This window comes from Aneurinibacillus sp. REN35 (assembly GCF_041379945.2).
Classification (GTDB): Bacteria; Bacillota; Bacilli; order Aneurinibacillales; family Aneurinibacillaceae; genus Aneurinibacillus.
Genome location: NZ_JBFTXJ020000003.1, coordinates 287830 through 309473 on the forward strand (window position 1 = coordinate 287830; position 21644 = coordinate 309473).

At 46.4% G+C, this 21644-nt stretch carries 22 protein-coding genes and 1 other annotated feature; of the genes, 17 read left to right on the forward strand and 5 right to left on the reverse strand.

The window, feature by feature from the left end; translation table 11 throughout:
• The first annotated feature begins 124 nt into the window (after positions 1–124).
• The 6 genes from AB3351_RS07835 (at position 125) to AB3351_RS07860 (ending at position 7737) form a co-directional block, all read left to right on the forward strand.
• Positions 125–838 (forward strand): response regulator transcription factor, encoded by a 714-nt coding sequence (locus AB3351_RS07835; protein WP_371146569.1) that lies wholly within the window; start codon positions 125–127, stop codon positions 836–838.
• Positions 839–2665, forward strand: a complete 1827-nt coding sequence (locus AB3351_RS07840; protein WP_371146570.1) for a HAMP domain-containing sensor histidine kinase — start codon at positions 839–841, stop codon at positions 2663–2665.
• On the forward strand, positions 2662–3870 hold the full coding sequence (locus AB3351_RS07845; protein WP_371146571.1) for a DEAD/DEAH box helicase: 1209 nt from the start codon (positions 2662–2664) through the stop codon (positions 3868–3870). Before AB3351_RS07840 ends, AB3351_RS07845 begins: the two co-directional genes overlap by 4 nt.
• A 104-nt stretch (positions 3871–3974) precedes the next feature.
• Positions 3975–5519 (forward strand): spore germination protein, encoded by a 1545-nt coding sequence (locus tag AB3351_RS07850; RefSeq protein ID WP_371146572.1) that lies wholly within the window; start codon positions 3975–3977, stop codon positions 5517–5519.
• Between the two features lie 14 nt (positions 5520–5533).
• A complete protein-coding gene (locus AB3351_RS07855) occupies positions 5534–6640 on the forward strand; it encodes a GerAB/ArcD/ProY family transporter (RefSeq protein WP_371146573.1) in 1107 nt (368 codons plus the stop codon).
• The gene (locus AB3351_RS07860) at positions 6637–7737 is read left to right on the forward strand and encodes a Ger(x)C family spore germination protein (protein WP_371146574.1); all 1101 of its coding nucleotides are present in this window, start codon (positions 6637–6639) and stop codon (positions 7735–7737) included. Before AB3351_RS07855 ends, AB3351_RS07860 begins: the two co-directional genes overlap by 4 nt.
• A gap of 49 nt (positions 7738–7786) precedes the next feature.
• Here the strand turns inward: AB3351_RS07860 and AB3351_RS07865 are convergent, their stop codons facing one another.
• The gene (locus tag AB3351_RS07865) at positions 7787–8191 is read right to left on the reverse strand and encodes an acyl-CoA thioesterase (RefSeq protein WP_371146575.1); all 405 of its coding nucleotides are present in this window, start codon (positions 8189–8191) and stop codon (positions 7787–7789) included.
• A gap of 135 nt (positions 8192–8326) precedes the next feature.
• Here AB3351_RS07865 and AB3351_RS07870 point away from each other — a divergent pair, with 135 nt between their 5' ends.
• From AB3351_RS07870 to AB3351_RS07890, 5 genes are all read left to right on the forward strand, one after another.
• Entirely contained in the window at positions 8327–9697 is a 1371-nt protein-coding gene (locus tag AB3351_RS07870) for a gluzincin family metallopeptidase (protein WP_371146576.1), read from the forward strand.
• Positions 9698–10203: 506 nt separating this feature from the next.
• On the forward strand, positions 10204–10917 hold the full coding sequence (locus AB3351_RS07875) for a response regulator transcription factor (RefSeq protein WP_371146577.1): 714 nt from the start codon (positions 10204–10206) through the stop codon (positions 10915–10917).
• A complete protein-coding gene (locus AB3351_RS07880) occupies positions 10905–12365 on the forward strand; it encodes a sensor histidine kinase (protein WP_371146578.1) in 1461 nt (486 codons plus the stop codon). The genes AB3351_RS07875 and AB3351_RS07880 overlap by 13 nt, the downstream gene beginning before the upstream one ends.
• A gap of 133 nt (positions 12366–12498) precedes the next feature.
• Positions 12499–12918 (forward strand): MarR family winged helix-turn-helix transcriptional regulator, encoded by a 420-nt coding sequence (locus AB3351_RS07885; protein WP_371146579.1) that lies wholly within the window; start codon positions 12499–12501, stop codon positions 12916–12918.
• 19 nt (positions 12919–12937) lie between these two features.
• Complete coding sequence (locus AB3351_RS07890) at positions 12938–13330, forward strand: hotdog fold thioesterase (protein WP_371146580.1); 393 nt, start codon at positions 12938–12940, stop codon at positions 13328–13330.
• Positions 13331–13366: 36 nt separating this feature from the next.
• Here the strand turns inward: AB3351_RS07890 and AB3351_RS07895 are convergent, their stop codons facing one another.
• On the reverse strand, positions 13367–14026 hold the full coding sequence (locus AB3351_RS07895) for a peptidylprolyl isomerase (protein ID WP_371146581.1): 660 nt from the start codon (positions 14024–14026) through the stop codon (positions 13367–13369).
• A 37-nt stretch (positions 14027–14063) separates the two neighbouring features.
• Positions 14064–14786: an SDR family oxidoreductase gene (locus tag AB3351_RS07900; RefSeq protein ID WP_371146582.1), complete on the reverse strand. Its 723-nt coding sequence runs from the start codon at positions 14784–14786 to the stop codon at positions 14064–14066.
• A 159-nt stretch (positions 14787–14945) separates the two neighbouring features.
• On the opposite strand from AB3351_RS07900, the gene AB3351_RS07905 reads away from it, so the two are divergent.
• The 4 genes from AB3351_RS07905 (at position 14946) to AB3351_RS07920 (ending at position 17416) form a co-directional block, all read left to right on the forward strand.
• Complete coding sequence (locus AB3351_RS07905; protein WP_371146583.1) at positions 14946–16073, forward strand: HAD family hydrolase; 1128 nt, start codon at positions 14946–14948, stop codon at positions 16071–16073.
• A 145-nt stretch (positions 16074–16218) separates the two neighbouring features.
• Positions 16219–16509 carry a hypothetical protein gene (locus AB3351_RS07910; RefSeq protein ID WP_371146584.1) on the forward strand — a complete coding sequence of 97 codons (291 nt, stop codon included), beginning with the start codon at positions 16219–16221 and terminating at the stop codon, positions 16507–16509.
• Between the two features lie 33 nt (positions 16510–16542).
• Positions 16543–16824 (forward strand): hypothetical protein, encoded by a 282-nt coding sequence (locus AB3351_RS07915; RefSeq protein WP_371146585.1) that lies wholly within the window; start codon positions 16543–16545, stop codon positions 16822–16824.
• Between the two features lie 109 nt (positions 16825–16933).
• A complete protein-coding gene (locus AB3351_RS07920; protein ID WP_371146586.1) occupies positions 16934–17416 on the forward strand; it encodes a glutathione peroxidase in 483 nt (160 codons plus the stop codon).
• 78 nt (positions 17417–17494) lie between these two features.
• On the opposite strand, the gene serA is transcribed toward AB3351_RS07920, so the two are convergent.
• The gene (serA, locus tag AB3351_RS07925) at positions 17495–19078 is read right to left on the reverse strand and encodes a phosphoglycerate dehydrogenase (RefSeq protein ID WP_371146587.1); all 1584 of its coding nucleotides are present in this window, start codon (positions 19076–19078) and stop codon (positions 17495–17497) included.
• Positions 19079–19178: 100 nt separating this feature from the next.
• Positions 19179–19423 (reverse strand) — a binding site (T-box leader).
• A 312-nt stretch (positions 19424–19735) separates the two neighbouring features.
• Here serA and AB3351_RS07930 point away from each other — a divergent pair.
• On the forward strand, positions 19736–20176 hold the full coding sequence (locus tag AB3351_RS07930; protein ID WP_371146588.1) for a DUF1284 domain-containing protein: 441 nt from the start codon (positions 19736–19738) through the stop codon (positions 20174–20176).
• A gap of 53 nt (positions 20177–20229) precedes the next feature.
• Here AB3351_RS07930 and AB3351_RS07935 read toward each other — a convergent pair whose 3' ends face one another.
• Positions 20230–20727: an inorganic diphosphatase gene (locus AB3351_RS07935; RefSeq protein ID WP_371146589.1), complete on the reverse strand. Its 498-nt coding sequence runs from the start codon at positions 20725–20727 to the stop codon at positions 20230–20232.
• Positions 20728–20835: 108 nt separating this feature from the next.
• Between AB3351_RS07935 and AB3351_RS07940 the strand changes: the two genes are divergently transcribed.
• The gene (locus AB3351_RS07940) at positions 20836–21642 is read left to right on the forward strand and encodes a DUF92 domain-containing protein (protein ID WP_371146590.1); all 807 of its coding nucleotides are present in this window, start codon (positions 20836–20838) and stop codon (positions 21640–21642) included.
• Positions 21643–21644 lie beyond the last annotated feature (2 nt).

Sequence of the window (21644 nt, forward strand, 5' to 3'; positions counted from 1 at the left end):
TTGTGTTTTATAACCTGGGTAACATATAATTTGTACGATTATAGCCGCAATTGGCTGCTAAAAATGGTAAAATAAGCAGAAAAGCAATCTATATATTGAAAAAGTCAACCGAGGTGAAAAGTAAATGGAGCAGCAAGCAAGAGTTCTTATAGTAGATGATGAAGAACGTATCCGCCGACTTTTACGCATGTACTTAGAAAGAGAAAACTTTAGCATCGATGAAGCGGAAGATGGAGAGACTGCGCTTGAAATGGCGCTTTCCGGCGATTATGATCTGATCTTGCTTGATTTAATGCTGCCAGGAATCGATGGCATTGAAGTATGCACACGACTGCGCGAGCAAAAGGCTACACCGGTTATTATGCTGACGGCCAAGGGTGAAGAAGCGAACCGGGTCCAAGGTTTTGAATCCGGAACCGATGACTATGTCGTCAAGCCGTTCAGCCCACGAGAAGTCGTATATCGGGTAAAGGCGTTGCTGCGCCGCTCGTCAGCTACCGCATTTCTTTCAACGCCGAGCAGCTCGCACAATGTGCTTGTATTTCCGGAGCTATCCATTGACCATGATGCCCATCGGGTCACAGTTTCAGGTGAAGAAGTGAATTTGACACCAAAGGAATATGAACTGCTTTATTATCTGGCACGTAATCCGGATCGGGTATTCTCACGAGAAGACCTGTTGAAAGATGTATGGCATTATGAGTTTTTTGGTGATCTGAGAACCGTAGATACGCACATCAAGCGTCTGCGGGAGAAACTCAATAAGATGTCCCCTGTCGCAGCCAATATGATCGCAACCGTATGGGGTATCGGATACAAGCTTGAGGTGCCTAAATAAGTGTTAAATCAGGTTGTAATTAAGCTGTGGATCACCATCATTGGATTGGTGGCTGTCGTATTGACCGCGCTTAGCCTGACGCTTATGTCTTTTCTGGATGGGTTTTATGAACGCCAGCGCACGGATGATTTACAGCAGCTGGCACAGCATATGGCTCATGTTATTGTAGTCTATAAGGATCGGGAGAAAACATTCGGGATTGCCAAGGAATTGGTAGACGTCTATGATACGCGTATGGTTGTGACCGGGCAATTGGGTAAGGGATTGGCAAAAAACGATAAGCTAGACGATGCGGCCATTCCTGAAGTGAAGGCGGAGGAGTTTTTAAAGCATCCGGAGCTTAAGAAGGCACGCAGTGATGATCGAATCGCCGTCACACGCGATTTCTTCCCCGTCGTGCCGCAGGATGGAAGTGTTCCTCACTATGAGGAGTTTGTGGCGGTGGCTGTTCCCCTTCATTCTGGAGGATTGAATGATGAGCTAATCCTGTACCAGACAATGGATGAACTTCGGGAGACAACATATAAGACAACCCGTCTTATTTTTTATGCAGCCGCCATTGGCATTGTGCTGACGACATTTTTTGCATTCTTCTTATCCACCCGTATCACGCAGCCGCTCCGTTCCATGAAGAAAGCGGCCGATTCGTATGCGCAAGGGGATTTTTCCACCCAAATCTCCATTCGAACAAATGATGAGATTGGTGATTTGGCGGCGACAATCAATCATATGGCCAATAGGCTCAATGGCTTGATTGTAGCGCTCTCACGTGAAAAAGAGCAGGTGGCAAGTGTTCTGAAAAGCATGACCGATGGGGTTATTACATTCGATCATACCGGTGCGATTATCGTGACTAATCCGCCAGCTGATGAACTGCTGAAGGCGTGGAATTACGAACAAGATATACAAGACAATATGGCTGGGGATCAGAAGCAAGTGAATGGACTGCCGCCATCGCTACGCTCGATTTTAGAGCAAGTGCTAGAGTTGGAAGAAGAAGGCGTGGCAGATGTGATTATTCAAGGCCGGATCTACGCTGTCGTCATGGCCCCGCTCTATGATAACGAGCAGGTGCGGGGAGCGGTTGCCGTGCTGCGCGATATGACACATGAGCGTCGTCTTGATAAGCTGCGCAAAGACTTCGTCGCCAACGTCTCGCATGAGCTGCGCACCCCGCTTGTGATGCTGCAGGGATATAGTGAAGCGATTGTAGATGATATAGCTCAGTCGTCTGAGGAGAAAAAAGAACTCGCACAAATTATATATGATGAGTCGCTCCGCATGTCACGTCTTGTGAATGAGCTATTGGATTTGGCCCGAATGGAAGCAGGCTATATTCAGCTTGAAATCCAGCCGTCCAATTTGCTGCAGCTTGAAGATAAGATTATTCGGAAGTTCAATGGCGTAGCCAAAGAGCAGGGCATCCACCTTGCTCTTGATTGGCAGGCTGTAAATGATACGTTTCCTTTTGATGCGGACCGTATCGAACAGGTGCTGACCAATCTGGTAGACAATGCGATTCGTCATACGACGACAGGCGGCACGGTTACCCTCCGTACGTTTAACCGCAATGATTTGTACATCATTGAGATTACGGATACAGGAAGCGGGATTCCTGCTGAGGATTTGCCGTTTGTATTTGAGCGATTCTATAAAGCCGATAAGGCTCGGACGCGCGGACGTTCCGGCACGGGTCTTGGGCTGTCGATAGTCAAAAATATTGTAGAAGGCCACCATGGCACAATTACCGTGCGCAGTAAGCTAGGAGAAGGTACAACATTCTCTATTCAACTGCCGGTTCAGCCTGAGGAAGGAAGACGCGGATGAAAAACTTTGCCGACATTGCTTTTGCCCCTTTTCTAGTAACAGGACTTGCTAAGATGAACATTAAAACACCGACACCCATCCAGCAGCAGACGATTCCGCTTCTGCTTGAAGGGTATAGCGTAGTGGGGGAATCGCAGACAGGCACAGGTAAGACGCTTGCCTATTTGCTGCCGCTTCTTGAGAAGATTGAAGCAGACGCTTCGGCAGCGCAAGCGCTGATCCTTGCTCCCACCAGGGAGCTTACGGTACAAATTCGACAGGTGCTTGACGAGTTGTGCAGCGGTACCAATATTCGGTTTCAGATTATTATGGGCGGTGTAGATATTAAGCGCCAGATTGAGAAGTTGAAGCAGAAGCCGCATATTATCGTAGGTTCGCCCGGTCGTATTCATGACTTAATTGAGAAGAAACGGCTGAAAGTTCATGAAGTAAAAACAGTCGTTATCGACGAAGCGGATCAGATGCTTGAATCTGGCATGATCCGTGAAGTAGAGGCGGTCATGCAGCGGACACCAAGAGATCGGCAGATTTCAGTATTCTCCGCCACAATCTCGCCACTCGTAGAAGAATGGGGCGAGAAGTGGACACAGGATGAACTAAAAGTAGTAAAAATAAGAAAGGCATCTCGCCTTCCGGATCGTATTGAGCATAGTTTTCTCGTTACACCTGAGAAGGAAAAATTCGAGACGCTCCGCCGCCTTCTGCATGCGCTACAGCCGGAGCGGGCTTTGATTTTTGTTAAGAAACTTCACCTTGTCACAGACATTGCGAAGTGGCTGGTTGCTAAGGACATTCGTATCGCGGGTATTCACAGCGATACGAAGAAGGCAGAGCGCGAACAGGCAATGAATGCAATCCGTAAAGGGGATATTACATGCTTAGTCACGACGGATTTGTTGGCGCGAGGTCTTGACATTGAAGATGTTACTCATGTTATTAACTTCGATTTGCCGTTTGATACGGAAGGCTATATTCACCGTGTAGGACGAACCGGACGTGCCGGTAAATCCGGTATGGCGGTTACTCTGCTTGAGCCAAAGGAGAAATTCATGGCAGGCAAGCTGGCCAAACAGCTTCATATCGAGATGCCTGAGCGCGTACTGTTACGTGGACAACTGATTCCTTTGCAGGAAAAGAGCTTACGGTCACCAAGCAAAAAAAGAAATACTAAAGAAAAGACAAAATATCATAATAAAAGAAAGTGAAAAGCACAGCCGCCTTCAACCGAAGGTGGCTATTTTTTATGCGGATGGATAATTTTTACCGGATCATCCAAGCTAAGTAAGAGAAGCAAAAAGGAGGAGAGGATATGCTGGCATTCTTACGGCGAATTTTCCAGCGCCGCATGTATCCCTATCATCGTTCTGCACATGCTTCATCTGCTCGTTCTTCTGCTAGACAAAAGGAATTGGGGCGGGGGGCTGAGGCTGACTTTGCGCTTTTGTCCGCCCAGTGCAAGATGGAGGATTTTACATACCGCCGTTTGGATACAGCGATTTGCTGTTACATCGCAACAATTGTGTCATTAGAGTATGTTGATAAATATATTGTACAGGCACTTTTGTCTGTCTCATCAGATCAAAAGATGAGATTGCCTCTTCTTGAGAAACTTCAGGGAAGTGAAGTGGAGCAGCTAAAGGATATGGATGCATGTATAAGCAAGCTGCTGCAGGGCTGGGCCATTGTTTTGCATGATGACGGGCTGCCGATTGCGGTGAATGTATTCGACGTTCCAGAGAGATCGGTAAGTCCGTCAGAGAATGAGACGACGATTTTTGGACCGCAGGAGAATTTCATTGAATCATTAATGACCAATGTCGGGATTGTGCGTAAACGCCTGAAGTCGCGCGATTTACAGCTTGATGTCACGTTGGTCGGAGAACGTACGCATACGATGGTTGGGCTTTTGTGGCTCGAGGGGATTGCGAATCCGCAGAACATAGCGGAGCTAAAAAAACGCCTCAGCACCATACAGCGAGACGGAATTACTGACATCAGCGAACTGGCCGAATTTCTTGAAGATAATCCGTATTCTCCTTTTCCGAACTTTATTTCGACCACACAGCCACAGAAGACTGTGTCCTCGTTGTTGGATGGCAGAATTATCATGATGGTGGACGGCTCGCCATATGTGTGGATTACGCCAAGTACGTTCTGGGAGTTTTTTCAGTCACCGGATGATTATTATAACCGCTGGGTATCAGGCTCCTTAATTCGTTCGCTGCGTATGTTTGGTTTGTTTGCTGCCCTGTTTTTAACGGCGATTTATGTAGCGATTACGACCTTTCATTATCAAATGATACCCCGCGATATGGTGATGACGCTTTTAGAGACACGAACGAAAGTTCCCTTCCCTCCGCTTATCGAAGCGATGCTGATGGAGATTACCATCGAATTCCTGCGGGAAGCCGGTGTGCGTCTGCCAACAAAAATCGGACAAACAATCGGCATTGTTGGCGGTATTGTTATTGGGCAGGCAGCGGTTATAGCGGGGTTTACCAGCAATTTTTTGATTATCGCTGTTGCGCTATCCTCGATTGCTTCTTTTGTTATCCCTTCGTATCTTATGGCGAATGCAGTTCGCACCATTCGCTATGTGCTTATTATTTTAGCCGGTTTTTTCGGCTTTGTTGGCATCGTGATTGGTTTTACGATGATTACGCTTCATTTGTTAGAGATGCGTTCACTTGGAGCGCCATACTTATCGCCGCTCGTTCCTCTGCGTGTAGGGGATTGGGTCGATAGCGTGATACGATTTCCGTCTACTTTAGCGATAAGTCGTTCTACATTTGCCCGGCCGCGGGATGTGAAGCGGGCAGGAAAAGAGGAAGGAGATAATCAAAATTCTACATGAAAGGAGGGGACGGTATGGACGAGGAGCGGGGTGTTTATGGTGGTGCGTTTTCAATTGATCCCATCTATCTGTTCTTTTTGGTTAATACAATGCAGATAGGGGTTGGAATATTGCGTGCACCGCGCATTATGGCTGAGCATGTGGGGAATGAAGGCTGGATCTCTGTTTTATTGGGAGCTCTGTTAATCCAAGTTATTATGCTCCTCGTCTTTCATGTGCTTAAAAGATATCAAAACCGCAATTTATTAGAAGTAGGAGAGATCCTGCTCGGTAAACCGATTAATTATTGTACTTCAGTTATCATCGGCCTATATTATTTTTTGCTTGGTGTGCTTTTGATCCGAGATTTTATTGGAATTCTACAGGATTTTATTTTTACATTTACCTCTCCCATCTATTTGTTTCTTCTCTTTCTATTTCCTTGTTATCTTTTGCTTCGCGGCGGCATTTCGCTGTTGACTCGCTTTAGCGTCATTGTTTTTTTCTCTACGGCCTGGCTGTTAGTGTTTCTTATTTATGTATACATTAATTTTCAATGGGAGTTTATGCTGCCTCTTTTTCAGCACAGCATCTCAGACTACATAAGGGGTACAAAGGAAATCACACTCGATTATTTCGGCTTTGAAGTCGCATTTTTCTTCTATTCACTGCTTGCTCGTAAAGAGAACGCGCTGTTGTATGCTTCGCTTGGTCATTGGTTTAGTACGGCAATCTATTTGGCGGTCATTGTTGGAGCTACAGGGTTGTACGGAAGTGAGATGCTCAAGCAGCAATCCTATCCAGTTATGGATATGTTCCGTATTATACAGCTTCCCTTTGTTGAACGTGTTGAAATTATCGGTATTAGCGTGTGGGGCATGCTGGTCATTATTTCATCTGCCGGTTTTATTCTGATTGGAGGCATGAGCATCAAGCATGTATGGAAGCAATCGTTTCTCTGTAAGCCGCATATTTTAATTTTGTTAGCCTTTGTTACCTTGTTGTTTTTACCTTCCCGTTTTTTAGACATAGATAATATCTTATCATTTCTTGGTGTTTTCTGGCTGTATGTGATAATCACCAGCACTGTGTTGTTCGTTCTTCTCACCTATATTAAGCATGGGAGGCGGATGAGGGGATGAAGGTTCTGAATGCTTTCGGGATGGCCGTCCTTCTAAGCGCTCTCCTGTTAGGTGGCTGCTCGGGAGGGGATCGCAAGGTGCTTGACGACCTGGGTGTTCTGTTGACGGCAGGCTATGATCGGGCGGGGCAAAATCAACTTAGGCTAACCTGTACTCTGCCGATGGTGAGCACGGGAGGCAAGATGTCTTCTCAGATGCTTAGCGTGGTGGCACGCAGCGGAAAAGATGCGCGCAAAAAGTTAAGCTACTTATCGGGAAGAAGGACAGAAGCCGGGCAGTTAAAAGTGATTTTGTTTAGTGAGGAAATTGCCAGATCAAGTATCAAATCCATTATTCATCCGCTGTACCGTGATCCCGAGATCGGCTCCATGATGTTTGTCGGAGTTGTAAAAGGAAAAGCATTGGAAGCGATCAAAGCGGATGTGCAAAAACGGCGGGGTGTGGGCATGTATTTATATGATATGCTCAAGCAGGAGGAGGAGGCGCGCGGTACAATCATGTTCCGCATGCATACCGTTATGCGGGATATGGAAACACCGGGCCGCTCCGTTGCCGTCCCATATTTAGCAGTGCAGAAACAAGGCATTATTATTGACGGACTTGCCCTGTTTAATGATTCGAAAATGTCAGGGAAACTGCCGGCTCGGCTGATCCCCATTTTTTTAATCTTACACGGAATCAATTATCAGGATCACTTAACTTTGGAATTGGACAAAAAGACACGCGTGACGCTGTCTTTTATAAAAGTTATACGGAATAGGGAGGCACAATACAATCCGAAAACCAAAAAGGTAACGGTAGTGATTAAAGGGAAAACAACGGCACATGCGCTAGACTATGTAGGAGAGGAAATTCATACAAAAGAGCAACTGCGGAAATTGGAGAAGCAAATCAGCGCTCGTTTGGAGAGGGACGGGGAGCGTGTGATTAAGATCATGCAGCAGGCGGGCTCGGACGCGCTTGGCCTGGGCAGCTATTTGCGGGCTAAAAATATATATCCCGAATTTACTACCGATTGGTGGCGCAAGGAGTTTCCGAAAATTGAGGTAAAGATCAAGATGGAAGTAGAATTAAATCGCTTAGGAATGCTGCGATAGCATAAAAAGAAACGGAGAGAAGAAGGAGGCCCTTTTTCTCTCCGTTTCTTTATGAAGCAAGATGAGCGAACAGGCGCGCTAACTGCTGCGGTACAGGACTGCTTGTGCGGGTGCTGCTGTTCATTGTAACACTGGTTACGAGCGCGTCTGCCACCAACTCATCACGCTGGTTATGGATCTCCTGTTTTAAGGTATAGCTTGTTCTTCCAAGCCTCTCCGGTTTGGTTGTGATCGTTAGTCGGTCATTTTGCAGGCATTCTCTGCGATAATTAATGTTAATGTTAACTGTTACGGTTTGAATGTCGAGTGCAAGGAACGCATCGTAGGGCAGGTTGGCCTGCTCATACCACTCTTCTCTTCCCCATTCCAGGTATTCTAAGTATTTAGCGTTATTCACATGCCCATTTACATCAATTTCTGTTGAGCGGACGACAATGTCCAGCGATGCCTCCATCCTATTCCCTCCTATGTATCCGTTTTCCCTTTTATCATACCGTCTTCCAAAAGATATGCCAACTCGGGTTTTGCTTGCCTGGTAGGTGGTAAATGAATTTTACAACATCATAGAATCAGAGGTGAACGCAAACGAATGAAAGCAGTAGGCAAACTCGGGCTGCTCTCTCTCCTTCTGCTTCTCCTCTTGAGCGGTTTTTTCACGATAAATAAAAATGAAAATCCGCGTGCCGTGCTTGCGGGCATTGTGCACGACATTCAAGAAAGCGAGTGGGTCTCTTCCGTATTGGCAGAGGACAAACTTGATGTCTTAAGTGAAAATTCAGCGAGAGGGGATGCGCATCGTCAAGCACAGCAAACATTAGAGCGCTGGGCTAAGGTGGTAGGCAGTCAGAACACGCAGCAGATGCATCAGCTTATGCACAATACAAATGAGAAGGATATGGCACAATGGCTGGCGATGGCGCCGATAGAAGAAGTGAAAGTTCAATTGACAGGAGCAGGACATTTGATGCCGGGTGCGTCCGGTTCGTCATTAAGCGGCCTGCAGGCGGAAGTGAAATACCGGTATGCAGGCGGCAAGCAGAATGAATGGTATAGGATGAAGCGTTCTTTTGATATGAAGCAGACGAAGACGGGCGCATGGATCATTACTCAGTACACACAAGTGGATCAGCCAGCATTTTTTGAGCTTAACGAGACAAAAATGAAACAAACCGATCATTTTTTTTTCTTGTATCATGAGCAAAGCGAAGATGAAATGCCCTCAATTATGAAGCAGACTGAACAAGCATATCAGGAAATGGGCCAGCGTCTTGCTATTCAGGGAACCCCCCCTTATCCTGTTCTGGTGTACCCCGAAGAGGGATTATGGCAAGGAGGGCATACGGTAGCCACCGCATCGGGCCAATATTATCTTAATGCCGCCGGCTATAAAGTAACAAACCAGTTCATTTCCTTAAATCTTGAGGCACTGCAGCGCTCGCCTCAGGATGAATCGGTCTATACGACACTAAAGCACGAAATTGTGCATCTCTATCAATTTCCGCAGCTTCCCCCTTATGTTCCGGTTTGGTTGATGGAAGGGATGGCGATGTATTACAGTGAGGATGACATGTCCTATGTATTCCGCGGAGAAGAAGGGGAGAGGCGGCTTGGCGAGATTAATCTTGCGAAGCTCACGTCTAGTGAGAGGCTAGGCGATAGCGGTTATGGAGTGAGCGGCCGCAAACAGCAGCAAGAATATGCGTTTTCTTATGATACCGTCCGCTACCTTGCTGAAGTGTATGGGGAAGAAAAGCTTTTAGCGCTTGTAAAATCATATAGTGATACTCCGTGGTTTAAAATTAAAGATGACATTCCGGCAGATGATGAACAGACGCGGTATAAGTGGGAACGAATTACAAGCCGCTTAACAAATGAGTACTTGCAGAAGCACTACGGACTGACAGAGAAGGAACTAGAGGAACGTGTAAAAGTATGGATCAACGAGAAGAACACAAATTGATCATATATTTATCAAAAAAAGTTCTTAAGTAAGACATGATATGGTTACATTTCTTAGGTAAAGTATAAGCATCAGGAGGTGAACGAAACCTACAACGGACGGTATGCTGCTTAGTTCTATTGAACAATTGAAATGACATCAAAAGACCAATAAACGAGCAAAACGCCTGTACGATACCACAGCAAAACTTTACCGTCTTTACCATAAAGAAACCAAACCAATTACTTAACATTAACATTAACATTAAAAAAATAATATAAGCTTCACGCTTCTTCTTCCTAGAATAACCGGTACATTTGTACCGGTTATTTTACTTTGTACAGTTAAATTTCCTCCCAAATTCCCGGACGCGGGCGGCAAACGAGTCACGAATCGTATACATAGACGTTCCTGGCTTGCAAAATATGCGCAAAAAATATGGTATACTAACGAGATGAACATGAAGATAAGTTTGCAAAGCCGTATTCCGTATCAAGTGCGCGTGCGGAATGGAGGAGGAAGATATTATGAACGGAACGAAAGTGCTTGTTGCTGATGACGATACTAATGTGTTAGAAATTATTCGTTTATATTTTGCTCAGCAGCAGATTGATTTGGTTGAAGCGCATGATGGGGAAGAAGCGGTACGGCTTGCTGAGGCAGAGAATCCGGATGCGATTATTCTTGATGTAATGATGCCCAAAATGGATGGCTATGAGGCTTGCCGTGAAATTCGCAAGACGATGGATACACCGATTATTATGCTGTCAGCCAAAGGGGAAGAATTCGACCGCGTGCTCGGACTTGAGCTTGGGGCAGACGACTATGTTACCAAGCCATTCAGTCCGCGTGAATTAGTCGCGCGAATTAAAGCGATTTTTCGCAGGATGCAGCCGCGAACGGGAGAAGAGAGGGAGTCTGCGCAGAACAATATGCTGCAGTTTCAAGACCTTCAGATTGATTTGCAGGGCCGCCAGGTAACCGTAGTGGGCGAGCGAGTACAGTTTCGTCCAAAGGAATTTGATCTGCTCGTTTTCTTGGCGCGTTCGCAGGGCAGCGTATTTACGCGAGAACAATTATTGGAGCAAATTTGGGGCTATGACTTTTTTGGCGATATTCGTACGGTGGATGTCCATGTCAAAAAAATTCGCCAGCATTTGACGAATCTTCCGTATGAATGCATTCATACAGTATGGGGCGTAGGCTACAAATTTGAGGTAGAAGCATCGTGCTCCGCTTAGTTAAAGAATGGTTCGGGATTAATAAAAGTATTTTTCGCAAGCTTCTGCTTAGTTATATGGTTACCGTACTACTCGGGCTTGGCGCACTTGGCCTCTCCATGTCGGTGTTGGCCAAGAACTACATATATGATGGAACAAAGGAAGAGCTGCTGCGCAAAGCGAAAAAGGTTAATTTAGCGATTCAAAACTTTTATCCCGTACAGGCCGACCAGACGACGGCGATGCTTGCGTTTCTTGACCAGACCTTTGATACGCGAATATGGGTATTCGATCAACAGGGCCGCATCATTTCCACGTCCACACAGGATGAAGTCTTCATCGGAAAGTCTGTCGCTAACTCGATCGTTAAAGAGGTTATGCTGGGGAAGGACGTCGTACAGGATCTGAAGTTTGAGGGACTTAGCAAGCCGATGATGTCTGTTGTTGTTCCGTGGGGGCAAAAAGACGAGGTGTTTGGTGGGATCGTTCTTCACGCTCCTGTAGAAGGAATTGAGGATACGGTCGGGAATATGCGGGAGATGATTGTCTGGGCGACATTGCTCGGTATTCTCCTGTCCACTGCGATGGTTTCGTATTTGTCTTGGACGATATCCCGCCCGCTGAAGCGCATTGATGAGGTCGCATTAGAGATTGAACGAGGGAATTATAAGCAGCGTGTTCTCGTAGAGTCTGTAGATGAAATCGGGGATTTGGCCCGCACGATTAATCGAATGGCGAGTACGCTTGATTATATTGAGGAAGAGCGAGTGGATTTTGAGAAGACACGCCAGGACTTTATCGCGAACGTCTCGCATGAGCTGCGCACACCGCTGACAGCGATGCAGGGCTTTCTTGAAGCCCTACAAGACGGCCTTGTTGTCGATGAAGTATCCAGACAAAAATATTATGATGTCATGTATAAAGAAACCATGCATATGAGCCGTCTTGTCAATGACCTCCTAGAATTGGTACGTTTGGAGAAGCATGAGGTTAATTTGGTTAAGCGGCCGATTGATATGGATTCATTCCTGCGCCGTATCGTCTTTATGTTTAAGGAGGAAGCTGCAAAGCGCGACCTAGAGCTTAGCCTAGACATAACAGCACCGCTTCCAGCTATTATTGCTGATCCGCATCGGATCGAACAAATTTTCATTAACCTTGTTGGCAATGCTCTAAAATTTACCGAGCGTGGGAGCATTACGCTGAGAGCGCGTGAGAGGGAAGGTGGCATCGAAGCAGCCGTTGTTGACACGGGTGTCGGGATTTCAGAGCATGATCTTGAACATATTTGGGATCGGTTCTTTAAAGTGGATCGTGTTCGTTCTCGCAAGGAAACAGGCACAGGATTAGGTCTTGCCATTGTTAAGGAATTGGTTACCCTTCACCAAGGTACGATTACTGTAAAGAGTAAAATAGGCGAGGGTACAGCCTTTATTATATGGCTTCCAGGTGAGAAGGAGCATGAATAAGCAAGAGAAGTGGCAAGGAGTCGCTAGGGATGGATAGATATCCATCCCTATTTTTTGCATGCGATTTACTTGTATACAAGATACTTGAGGTATGGTATATTCTGAATAGAAAGAATAAAAGGGGGGCGTGGTGATGTTTGAGGATTGTATGGTATTTTTGCTTAGCAAAGCACAGCAGCGTGTCTATCAGATGGGCAAGGCGGAATTGCAGCCATACGGAATCACGCCGGTGCAATACGCACTATTGCGTTTGCTCTGGGAGAAGGATGGGCAGTCGGGTGCGGAGCTAGGTGAAGGCTTGCGGCTTGACTCGGCCACGATGACCGGACTTCTTGATCGGTTGGCGCATCATGAACTAATAAAGCGACATCCTGATCCAAAAGACCGAAGAGTGAACCGAATTTACCTGACAGAACAGGGATGGGCTTTGGAGCGGCCGCTTACAGAAATTATGGACAGTCTAAACGCTACGATTGTAGATGATTTTACAGACGAAGAGATTCGCTTATTTAAACATATGTTGAACCGCCTTGGTTCACGCGAGAAAAATTGAGGGAAAGAGGGAAGATACAATGCAGCTTAAAGATATTAACGATACGCTCGTTGGAACGCTTGGCATTGAGCTAGGTGAGATGACACCGGAGAGAGTCACGGCTACAATGCCGGTAAACGCCAAGACGCATCAGCCGTTCGGTCTGCTTCATGGAGGAGCTTCGGTTGTATTGGCGGAGACCGTTGCAAGCATGGGTACGTGGAATCTGATTGACCAAGAGACGGAGATGGCGGTTGGGCTTGAGATTAATGCCAATCATATTCGCGGGAAGCGGGATGGGATCGTTACAGCGGTAGCCACTCCACTGCATAAGGGACGGACCACCATGGTATGGGATATTAAAATTATGGATGAAGAAGAAAAGCTGATCTGTATCTCGCGCTGCACAGTAGCCGTCGTAAAGAAAAAGTAGAGAAAAACCCCCGTAACTTGGGGGTTTTTTAGTGTGCTATTTTTCTTCGATGGTAACGGTTTTAATGAAGACCTTCTCAACAGGGGAGCTGAATTCGCCCGTAGGATTTTGGGCCACCGGTGTGCTAGAGATGGCCTTTACCGTATCCATGCCTTCGCTGATTTTCCCGAAGATGGTATAGTTTGGCTGTGAGTTTAGCCCTTCTACTCCTTTTCCGTTTCCGATAAAGAATTGGCTGCCGTTCGTGTTTGCACCAGAATTGGCCATTGCCACAATGCCTTCTTCGTATTTGTGTGTGGAAGGCAGCTCATCCTCGAATCGGTAGCCAGGGCCGCCTGTACCGTTGCCAAGTGGATCACCTGTTTGAATCATGAAATCGCGTATAATCCGGTGAAAGATCACATTATCATAAAACTTTTCCTTGGCAAGAAAAACGAAGTTATTAACGGTCTTTGGCGCATCCTTGGCGAAGAGTTCAATCGAAAATGAGCCTTTATTCGTTTCCACATGGGCGATATACGTCTTATTTGGATCAATCTGCATCGCCGGGGGCTGATCCCACTGTTTGCCCTGCTTTTGCGTCTGTTCTTGAGTGGGCGCGCTTTGTTGTCCTTTATCCTGAGCAGGGGCGCAGGCGGTAGCTGCTAGCGAAGCCGTAAGCGCCATTGTAAGCAATATAAGAGATTTCTTTTTCATTCTGTTTTCCCTCTATCTTTCTATGAAGTCATAGAATTTATTTTTGCAGGTGCTGCGGCACGATCGGGCGCATGATCAACTGGTTCATAATCACATGCTCTGGTGCGGCGATCATCTGATAGGCCATATAAGCGACTTCTTCTGGACGCAGCGCATAGTCCTTCGGATCGCTTTGACCAAAGTGCGTTTGCACAGAGCCCGGGCAGATAACTGATACTTTCACATTGTGCGGTTTTAGTTCCTGTGTCAATACGTCGTTGAATGCCATCAGGCCGAATTTCGATGCGCAGTATCCGCCTCCGCCTGTGAAGGTCACTGTTCCTGCCACGCTGGATATGTTGACAATATGGCCGGCCTGCCGCTCAATCATATGTGGTACGGCATACTTTGTGCAGAGGAACACGCCTTTAAGGTTCACATTCATCATCTCATCCCACTGAGATTCCGACAGCTCATGAATGGGCGCAAAGTGACCTAGTCCGGCATTATTAATCAGCGCATCAAGTTTTCCCTCCGTATGTGCGATATGCTTGATCATCTCTTCAACTGCCTGCCGATCGGTCACATCACACGGCGTAGGGATAACGCGCCCTTCTAGGTTCGCTGCTTCTTGTGCGATGTCCTGCAGCAGCGACTCGCTTCGAGCAATTGCGTATACGGTGGCGCCTTTTTCAGCGAAAAGCAAGCTCATCGCTCGTCCGATTCCCTTGCTTGCACCTGTTACAAGTATGACCTTCGTATGTAAGGATTGTAGTTCCATTGTTTTTGCCTCCTTTTTTTTATTTTAACATATTTTTAAGGTTGCTAAATTTGCGGAAAAAGGCGATTATTTCACCAAAAGTATGTTAAAATGTTCGTGTTGAGTTCGAAAACTACGATAGAATATTGGATATCAGTCAGAGGAGTTGGAGGAGAGAAGATGTTTCGCACAATCTTATTTGATGTAGACGGAGTTTTATTAAGCGAGGAGCGGTATTTTGACGCTTCGGCACTGACCGTATGGGAGATGCTGTACAGCCAAAATTACGTTGGCTTATCAGGTGATACATTCGAGCCGGCACCGGCGGAGAATACGATTCGCCGCGTTCGTGCAGAAGTATTCCACGATGATGCTGTATTGAATTTTGTTAAAACAAGAGGAATTAACGCCAACTGGGATATGGTGTATCTGACATTCTCTTATCAGGTTGTTCGCCTGCTTGCGGCGCTTCATAAAACAAAGCCGGAAGAAGTGGAGCAGATTCTTACCTCACAAATCAACCGGGAAGCGATTGCCAAGATTCGTGAACTTGCGCAAGGAGCGGATTTTGCAGTCGATTATGCTGCATTCGTAGCCGATTTTGAAAAAAGCACGGCAGAGAAGCAAGCGCTGCTTCTGTATCTTAATGATATTGTGCGCGAGAAAACGGGCATTGAAACAGATATTTTCTCCCGGAACAGTGAATTGTGGGATCTGTGTCAGGAAACGTTCCAGGAGTGGTACTTAGGCGATAGCCTGGTGGCTGAATCAATTGGTCGTCCTGCGTATCAGCAAGGGAAGAAAGGGTTTCTAGATGATGAGATTCCGATTGTAGAGCCTGCCAAAATGGCGGAAGTATTGGCTGAGTTGAAAAAACGTGGCTATGTGCTTGGAATTGGAACCGGTCGCCCGCGTATTGAAACAGTAGAGCCGCTTAAAGCAATGGGCTTGCTTCAATACTTTGATCCGAACCGTGTTGTATCTGCAAGCGATGTGCTTGAAGCAGAGAAGCGATATCCAGATCGTGCGCCGCTTGCTAAGCCGCAGCCGTACTGCTATATCAAAGGGATGCTTGGCATGGATTCTCATGATGATGCTTGCTTTGGCTTGGCCCTTCCGATCGAGAATGGAGAAGAGATTCTGGTGGTGGGTGACTCGGTAGCCGACTACATGGCCGCCCGCAGCATCGGCTGCAAATTTGCCGCTACTCTGACAGGATTGACAGGTCAGGAAGCGCGTGCTAAGTTCGAAGAATTGAAAGCCGATTACATTCTTGATGATATGACAAACATTTTAGGGATTTTGTAAATCATAGTGCCGGTGTATGGGTCTGTAAAGACTTGTACACCGGTTTTTTACTCTTCAGAATAACGTTTTGTGCTGACCTGAATATTCTATAGGTAAAAGCACAGCCCAGCATGGTAAGCGGCTAGTGAACTTTTGAGGTGAGCAGATGGGAGATAATAATACCACACAGGACTTGGGACTTGTAGGAGCGTGGTTAACTGTTGTCGCTGATCTGATAACGGCACTGGCAGCAACACAAGCAGTTGTTCAACCGGAGCCAACCAGTGCCGCAAATGATGAGGTGCAGCAAAAGCTAGCGGATATGCAGAAGCAGATGGATGCACAGAAAAAACAACTGCAAAAACAATTGCAAAAGCAGCAGATTCAAATGCAATTATGGCAATTGCAGCACCAAGTACAACAAGTGGAGCAGCAGCTTCACCGAAAACGCGAATAAGTTTGGCATGAATGATTTGCAGAGGAGAACGACATGTCTTTTTTTGATGATGAAGCGGAGGTCATTATCCTGTGGATTATTGCCGTTATTTTTTTGATTTTTGCTATTGTCCAAACGACAAAGGTTGGAGAGGAACAAAACAAAAAGAAACAGGATGTATGTTCACCGCTTTCAACATTGCAGCAGTTGTTCACGCAAAATTGCAATCAAAAGCAAGAGGATGACGAGCAATTTTCACAAATTCAATCTCAACTGAAATCCTTGGAGGACAGTCTGGCTGCCATTAGCAAAGAAATCGCCCAAAACAAAAAATGAGAAACCTGAAATGTAGGCAGGATGCTATGTTTTGGGTTTCTTATTTCGTTGGCAGGTGCAAATTGGGTATACTATACATAATAGAAAAAATGATAGAAGGAGATATGGGATGAGCGTATATACATATGAAGCAAAAACGATTCAAGGCGAAGATAAGCAGCTTTCGGATTATACTGGCAGCATCCTATTGATCGTAAATACGGCAAGTAAGTGTGGATTTACGCCTCAATATAAGGATCTGCAAGCATTATATGATACATATCACGATCAGGGCTTTGTGGTGCTGGGCTTTCCAAGCAATCAATTTATGGGGCAAGAGCCGGGTACAGAGCAGGAAATCGAGCAGTTCTGTCAGGTTAATTATGGAGTTACCTTTCCGATGTTTGCAAAAATTGATGTGAAAGGCTCACATGCGCATCCACTATTCCAATACTTGACCAAAAGTGCTCCAGGCATTCTCTCTAAAGAGGTGAAGTGGAACTTTACAAAGTTTCTCGTAAACCGGCAGGGGGAAGTGGTAAAGAGGTATGCGCCGACGACCAATCCGAAAAGCATCGAGTCGGATATTGAGCGGCTGTTAGCTGAATCGTAAGCGGTAAAGCCGTATGTATAGGGAAGAGCGCCGGGCGTTGAAAATAGCCCGGCGCTTTTTTTGGGTGATGATTTGATACTACAGTTCGAGCTGTGTTACGCTCTTAATTTCGTTTAGCTCACCTAGCGTATCTAGCACATCCGGGCTGACTTCTTTATCAACAGTCAGCAGCATGATCGCCTGACCGCCCATATCTCGGCGTCCCACCTGCATCGTGCCGATGTTGACATCATTGTTGCCAAGCAGCGTACCTACGCGGCCGATGGCACCCGGACGGTCATTGTGGTGTACGAGGAGCAGATGCCCCTGCGGCACAAGGTCAATCGTATAGCCATCGATTTTGACAATGCGCGGGCCGTAGCCGTTGAGCAGTGTACCAGCAACGGTACGTTCTTCCTGGTTTGTTTTTAAGGTAACTGTAATTAGATTATTGAAGCCGCCGCCATATGTGGAGGTCTGCTCTGTTACGTGAATCTCACGGTTCTTGGCAAGAATCGGTGCATTAACATAATTAGCTGCCGCACCAAGATGGTAAGCCAGTATGCCTTTTAGCGTCGTACGGGTCAGCGCTGCTGTATCCATATCATTTAACTCTCCGGAATACGTAACGACCACTTCTTTTAAACCGCCTACCGCGATTTGGGCGATGAAGGAGCCGAGCTTTTCGTTGAGTTCGAAATACGGTTTTACTTTTTCCATCACATGCGCTGGAATGGACGGAAGGTTCACTGCATTTTTGAAAGGTTCGTCATGCAGAATGTGCAGAATCTCCTCGGATACGTCAATCGCTACATTTTCTTGTGCTTCTACGGTAGATGCACCAAGGTGAGGGGTTACGATCACCTGCGGTAATTTCAATAATGGATTGTCTAATGGTGGCTCCTGTTCGAATACGTCGAGCGCTGCACCGGCGACTTTTCCGCTTACAATGGCTTCATATAATGCTTTTTCATTAATAATACCGCCACGTGCACAGTTAACGACACGTACGCCGTCTTTCATCTTTTCGAACTCTTTTGTGTTGATGATATATTTTGTATCTTTTGTCAACGGAGTATGCACAGTGATGAAGTCTGCTTGTTTGACGACATCTTCAAGTGTGCCGAATTTTACACCGAGCTTATCGGCGCGTTCTTGTGTTAAGAACGGGTCATAAGCAACAACAGTCATATTGAATGCTTTGGCGCGTTTGGCTACTTCTGCCCCGATACGGCCTAAGCCGACAACACCAAGAACTTTATTGTTCAGCTCAACCCCTGTGAAGGATTTACGATCCCACTCACCATCCATAAGCTTCTTGTATGCTGGTGGAATGCGGCGAGCAAGTGCCATAATCATTGCAAAAGAGTGTTCAGCAGTAGAGATTGTATTTCCGTCAGGTGCGTTAATGACGACAACCCCGGCATTTGTGGCGGCTGTCAGATCGATGTTATCGACGCCGACACCAGCGCGTCCGATTGCTTTTAACTTTGTGCCTGCTTCAATGATCGCCGGTGTTACTTTTGTCTGGCTGCGTACGAGCAGCGCATCGTATTCTCCGATGATGTCAATTAATTCCGCTTCAGAGAGACCGGTTTTGCGGTCTACCTGTACATCGTCTGCATCGAGTAATTTTTGGATACCGAATTCACTTAATGGATCACTGACTAAAACTTTAAACATAAAATCTACACCTCCGCGGCGCATGGCGCCTTTTCCCCTAGAAAGTTATTTTTGGTAAATAAAAAAGCCTCTCGTGCTCACTGCAGTAAAATCTCTTGCAGTGAGGGACGAAAGGCTTGATTTCGCGGTACCACCCTCATTTGCTGCCATCTCGCAATAGCAGCCTCAATCGGTTCTTCACTAAAAGAACCGTAGCCCGTAACGGGGCTTCCGTGCAGACCTACTTCGTAAAGGTTCAGTCTACCAGCTCAGGAGCGCTCAAACGACAGGGGATTCACCGGTTCACAGCAACCACCGGCTCTCTGGAGAATCACGTCCGCAGTTTCTCTCCGTCTTCGCTGTTTTGGATATTGTTTGTTGTCTGATAATAATCTACCATATTAAAAAAGGTGAGTCAAGCGTTTTAGAGCTAAAAACTTAACATTTTTTTATATATAATTAATAATGTTCGTGTTTAGCTAAAATCTTTATTTTTATTCTATCAAGTTGACGTACGGATGTAAAGCTGTTTTATTGCTGAATATCGTTAAAAAATTATGAAAGTACATAACAGGATCACAAATACACTTCCTCAAAACGATACGAAATGATACGATGCACATAATAAAAGAAAAGCATAGTATATGCCAAATAGAGAGGATTGAAGGGGGCGAGGGAGTGGAGATTAGAAAACTACGCGGTCACCATTTATTGTGTATCCATGGTTTTCAAGGAATGGGATATAGTCCTGCCTTTATAGAGAAAATGCAGGAAATTGTTGAACAAGTCCGTGATCCTGACTGTGATATTTGGCTTGAAGTTACGATTGGTTTTGACGAGGCGTGCAGCGCGTGTCCGCATCAAGGAGCGACGAAGTGCGAAGCGTCCGTCGATTCGGATATACATGTGAAGCAGATGGATGCAAGGGTGATGCGCCACCTTGAACTAGAAGCAGATGCGACGTATCGCAAGGCGTGGTTGGTGCGGCGTACGGCCCGCATGGTAGCGCCTGATGATCTGGATACATTATGTGCCGGATGTTCTTGGCTTGAGCAAGGCGTATGCAAGGATGGAATCAATAAGCTGCGGGCGGCGCATAATGAAATGGTGGAGCAATAAGGGGTAGTAAAAAAACCTCCCGCATGCCGGGAGGTTTTCCGTATGTAGACGCATTATTTCGTTTCTGCGTAACGTTTGATGCATTCGTCGATAAGCTGTGCCGCTTTTTCAGGGCCTTCCCAGCCTTCGATTTTTGTTTCTTTGTTTTCAAGATCTTTATAGCGCTCGAAGAAGTGAGAGATTTCTTTTGTGATATGAGCCGGGATGTCTTCAAGAGAATGTACATCGTTCCAGCGCGGGTCATCAACCGGAACACCCAATAATTTTTCATCTTGCCCTTTATCATCTGCCATTACCAGCACGCCAATAATACGCGTGCTAATTACGCATCCAGGGAATGTAGGGAATGTTGTGAGCACGAGCGCATCAAGCGGATCGCCATCAAGCGCCAATGTGTCTTCAAGATAGCCGTATTCTGTAGGATAATGCATTGGGGAGAACAGGACGCGGTCTAGGCGAAATACGCCAGCGTCTTTGTCATATTCGTATTTGTTCTGGCTTCCAGCTGGAATTTCTACAAATACATCTACCACTTTGTTTTCAAAAGCCATGAAAAGGCCTCCTTTTTTATATGTACTAGGGTTGTCCACCATGGGATTCTGCTTCATTATAACAAGTTCCATTTCATAAGAAAAGAAGATCATGAAGGAGAGGAAAGGATGGAGACGAAGATAATAGTCGGATTCGCTGCAAGTCTGCTGGTTGCCTGGACCGCTTACAAGAAGCGCTCGCTTTCGGTGAGCGGGGCAGCAGCGGCAGTGCTGCTTGGTACGCTGATGTATGCGCTAGGTGATATTCGCTGGTACGGTCTGCTGCTGGCCTTTTTCATCTCATCGAGTCTGCTATCGCATCGCAAGAAGGAAGAGAAGCAGGCGGTAGAGGACTTGTTTGCAAAAACCGGTACACGCGATTGGCTTCAGGTAGCAGCCAATGGAGGGCTTGGGCTTGTAGCGGTCGTCGGCGCGTTTGTTACTTCGTACGATGAGATATGGTATACGTTCTATATTGGTATGATGGCGGCTGTGACCAGCGATACGTGGGCGACAGAGATCGGAGTACTCGCTAGATCGAAGCCGCGCTATATTTTTACAGGGCGCAGGGTAGAACCGGGGACTTCGGGCGGTATAAGCACGCTTGGACTGCTCGCTTCATTTGCTGGAGGCGTATTTATTGGGGGACTGGGTGCTCTCTTTGCCTGGTTTTCAGGAGAGGCTATGACGTTTAGTTATATTGTGGCGGGCGCACTCGGTGGTACGGTGGGCAGCCTTGCAGACAGTGCGCTTGGTGCGGGGTGGCAGCAAATGTATCGCTGTCGTGTGTGTGCAAAAGAGACGGAGAAGACCATGCATTGCGGTGCTTCAGCGATCGTGGTTAAAGGATACGCATGGTGTACGAATGATGTGGTGAATATGACGGCTTCGCTGGTTGGAGGAGCGGTGGCCACGCTTGTATGGTGGTGGATATAGCG

Coding starts and splice junctions, on each gene's coding strand:
- AB3351_RS07935 (WP_371146589.1), bottom strand. CDS start 20,727: ATGGCTTTTGAAAACAAAGTGGTAGATGTATTTGTAGAAATTCCAGCT.
- AB3351_RS07915 (WP_371146585.1), top strand. CDS start 16,543: ATGTCTTTTTTTGATGATGAAGCGGAGGTCATTATCCTGTGGATTATT.
- AB3351_RS07940 (WP_371146590.1), top strand. CDS start 20,836: ATGGAGACGAAGATAATAGTCGGATTCGCTGCAAGTCTGCTGGTTGCC.
- AB3351_RS07860 (WP_371146574.1), top strand. CDS start 6,637: ATGAAGGTTCTGAATGCTTTCGGGATGGCCGTCCTTCTAAGCGCTCTC.
- AB3351_RS07845 (WP_371146571.1), top strand. CDS start 2,662: ATGAAAAACTTTGCCGACATTGCTTTTGCCCCTTTTCTAGTAACAGGA.
- AB3351_RS07910 (WP_371146584.1), top strand. CDS start 16,219: ATGGGAGATAATAATACCACACAGGACTTGGGACTTGTAGGAGCGTGG.
- AB3351_RS07890 (WP_371146580.1), top strand. CDS start 12,938: ATGCAGCTTAAAGATATTAACGATACGCTCGTTGGAACGCTTGGCATT.
- AB3351_RS07900 (WP_371146582.1), bottom strand. CDS start 14,786: ATGGAACTACAATCCTTACATACGAAGGTCATACTTGTAACAGGTGCA.
- AB3351_RS07870 (WP_371146576.1), top strand. CDS start 8,327: ATGAAAGCAGTAGGCAAACTCGGGCTGCTCTCTCTCCTTCTGCTTCTC.
- AB3351_RS07895 (WP_371146581.1), bottom strand. CDS start 14,026: ATGAAAAAGAAATCTCTTATATTGCTTACAATGGCGCTTACGGCTTCG.
- AB3351_RS07875 (WP_371146577.1), top strand. CDS start 10,204: ATGAACGGAACGAAAGTGCTTGTTGCTGATGACGATACTAATGTGTTA.
- serA (WP_371146587.1), bottom strand. CDS start 19,078: ATGTTTAAAGTTTTAGTCAGTGATCCATTAAGTGAATTCGGTATCCAA.
- AB3351_RS07855 (WP_371146573.1), top strand. CDS start 5,534: ATGGACGAGGAGCGGGGTGTTTATGGTGGTGCGTTTTCAATTGATCCC.
- AB3351_RS07920 (WP_371146586.1), top strand. CDS start 16,934: ATGAGCGTATATACATATGAAGCAAAAACGATTCAAGGCGAAGATAAG.
- AB3351_RS07850 (WP_371146572.1), top strand. CDS start 3,975: ATGCTGGCATTCTTACGGCGAATTTTCCAGCGCCGCATGTATCCCTAT.
- AB3351_RS07885 (WP_371146579.1), top strand. CDS start 12,499: ATGTTTGAGGATTGTATGGTATTTTTGCTTAGCAAAGCACAGCAGCGT.
- AB3351_RS07905 (WP_371146583.1), top strand. CDS start 14,946: ATGTTTCGCACAATCTTATTTGATGTAGACGGAGTTTTATTAAGCGAG.
- AB3351_RS07835 (WP_371146569.1), top strand. CDS start 125: ATGGAGCAGCAAGCAAGAGTTCTTATAGTAGATGATGAAGAACGTATC.
- AB3351_RS07865 (WP_371146575.1), bottom strand. CDS start 8,191: ATGGAGGCATCGCTGGACATTGTCGTCCGCTCAACAGAAATTGATGTA.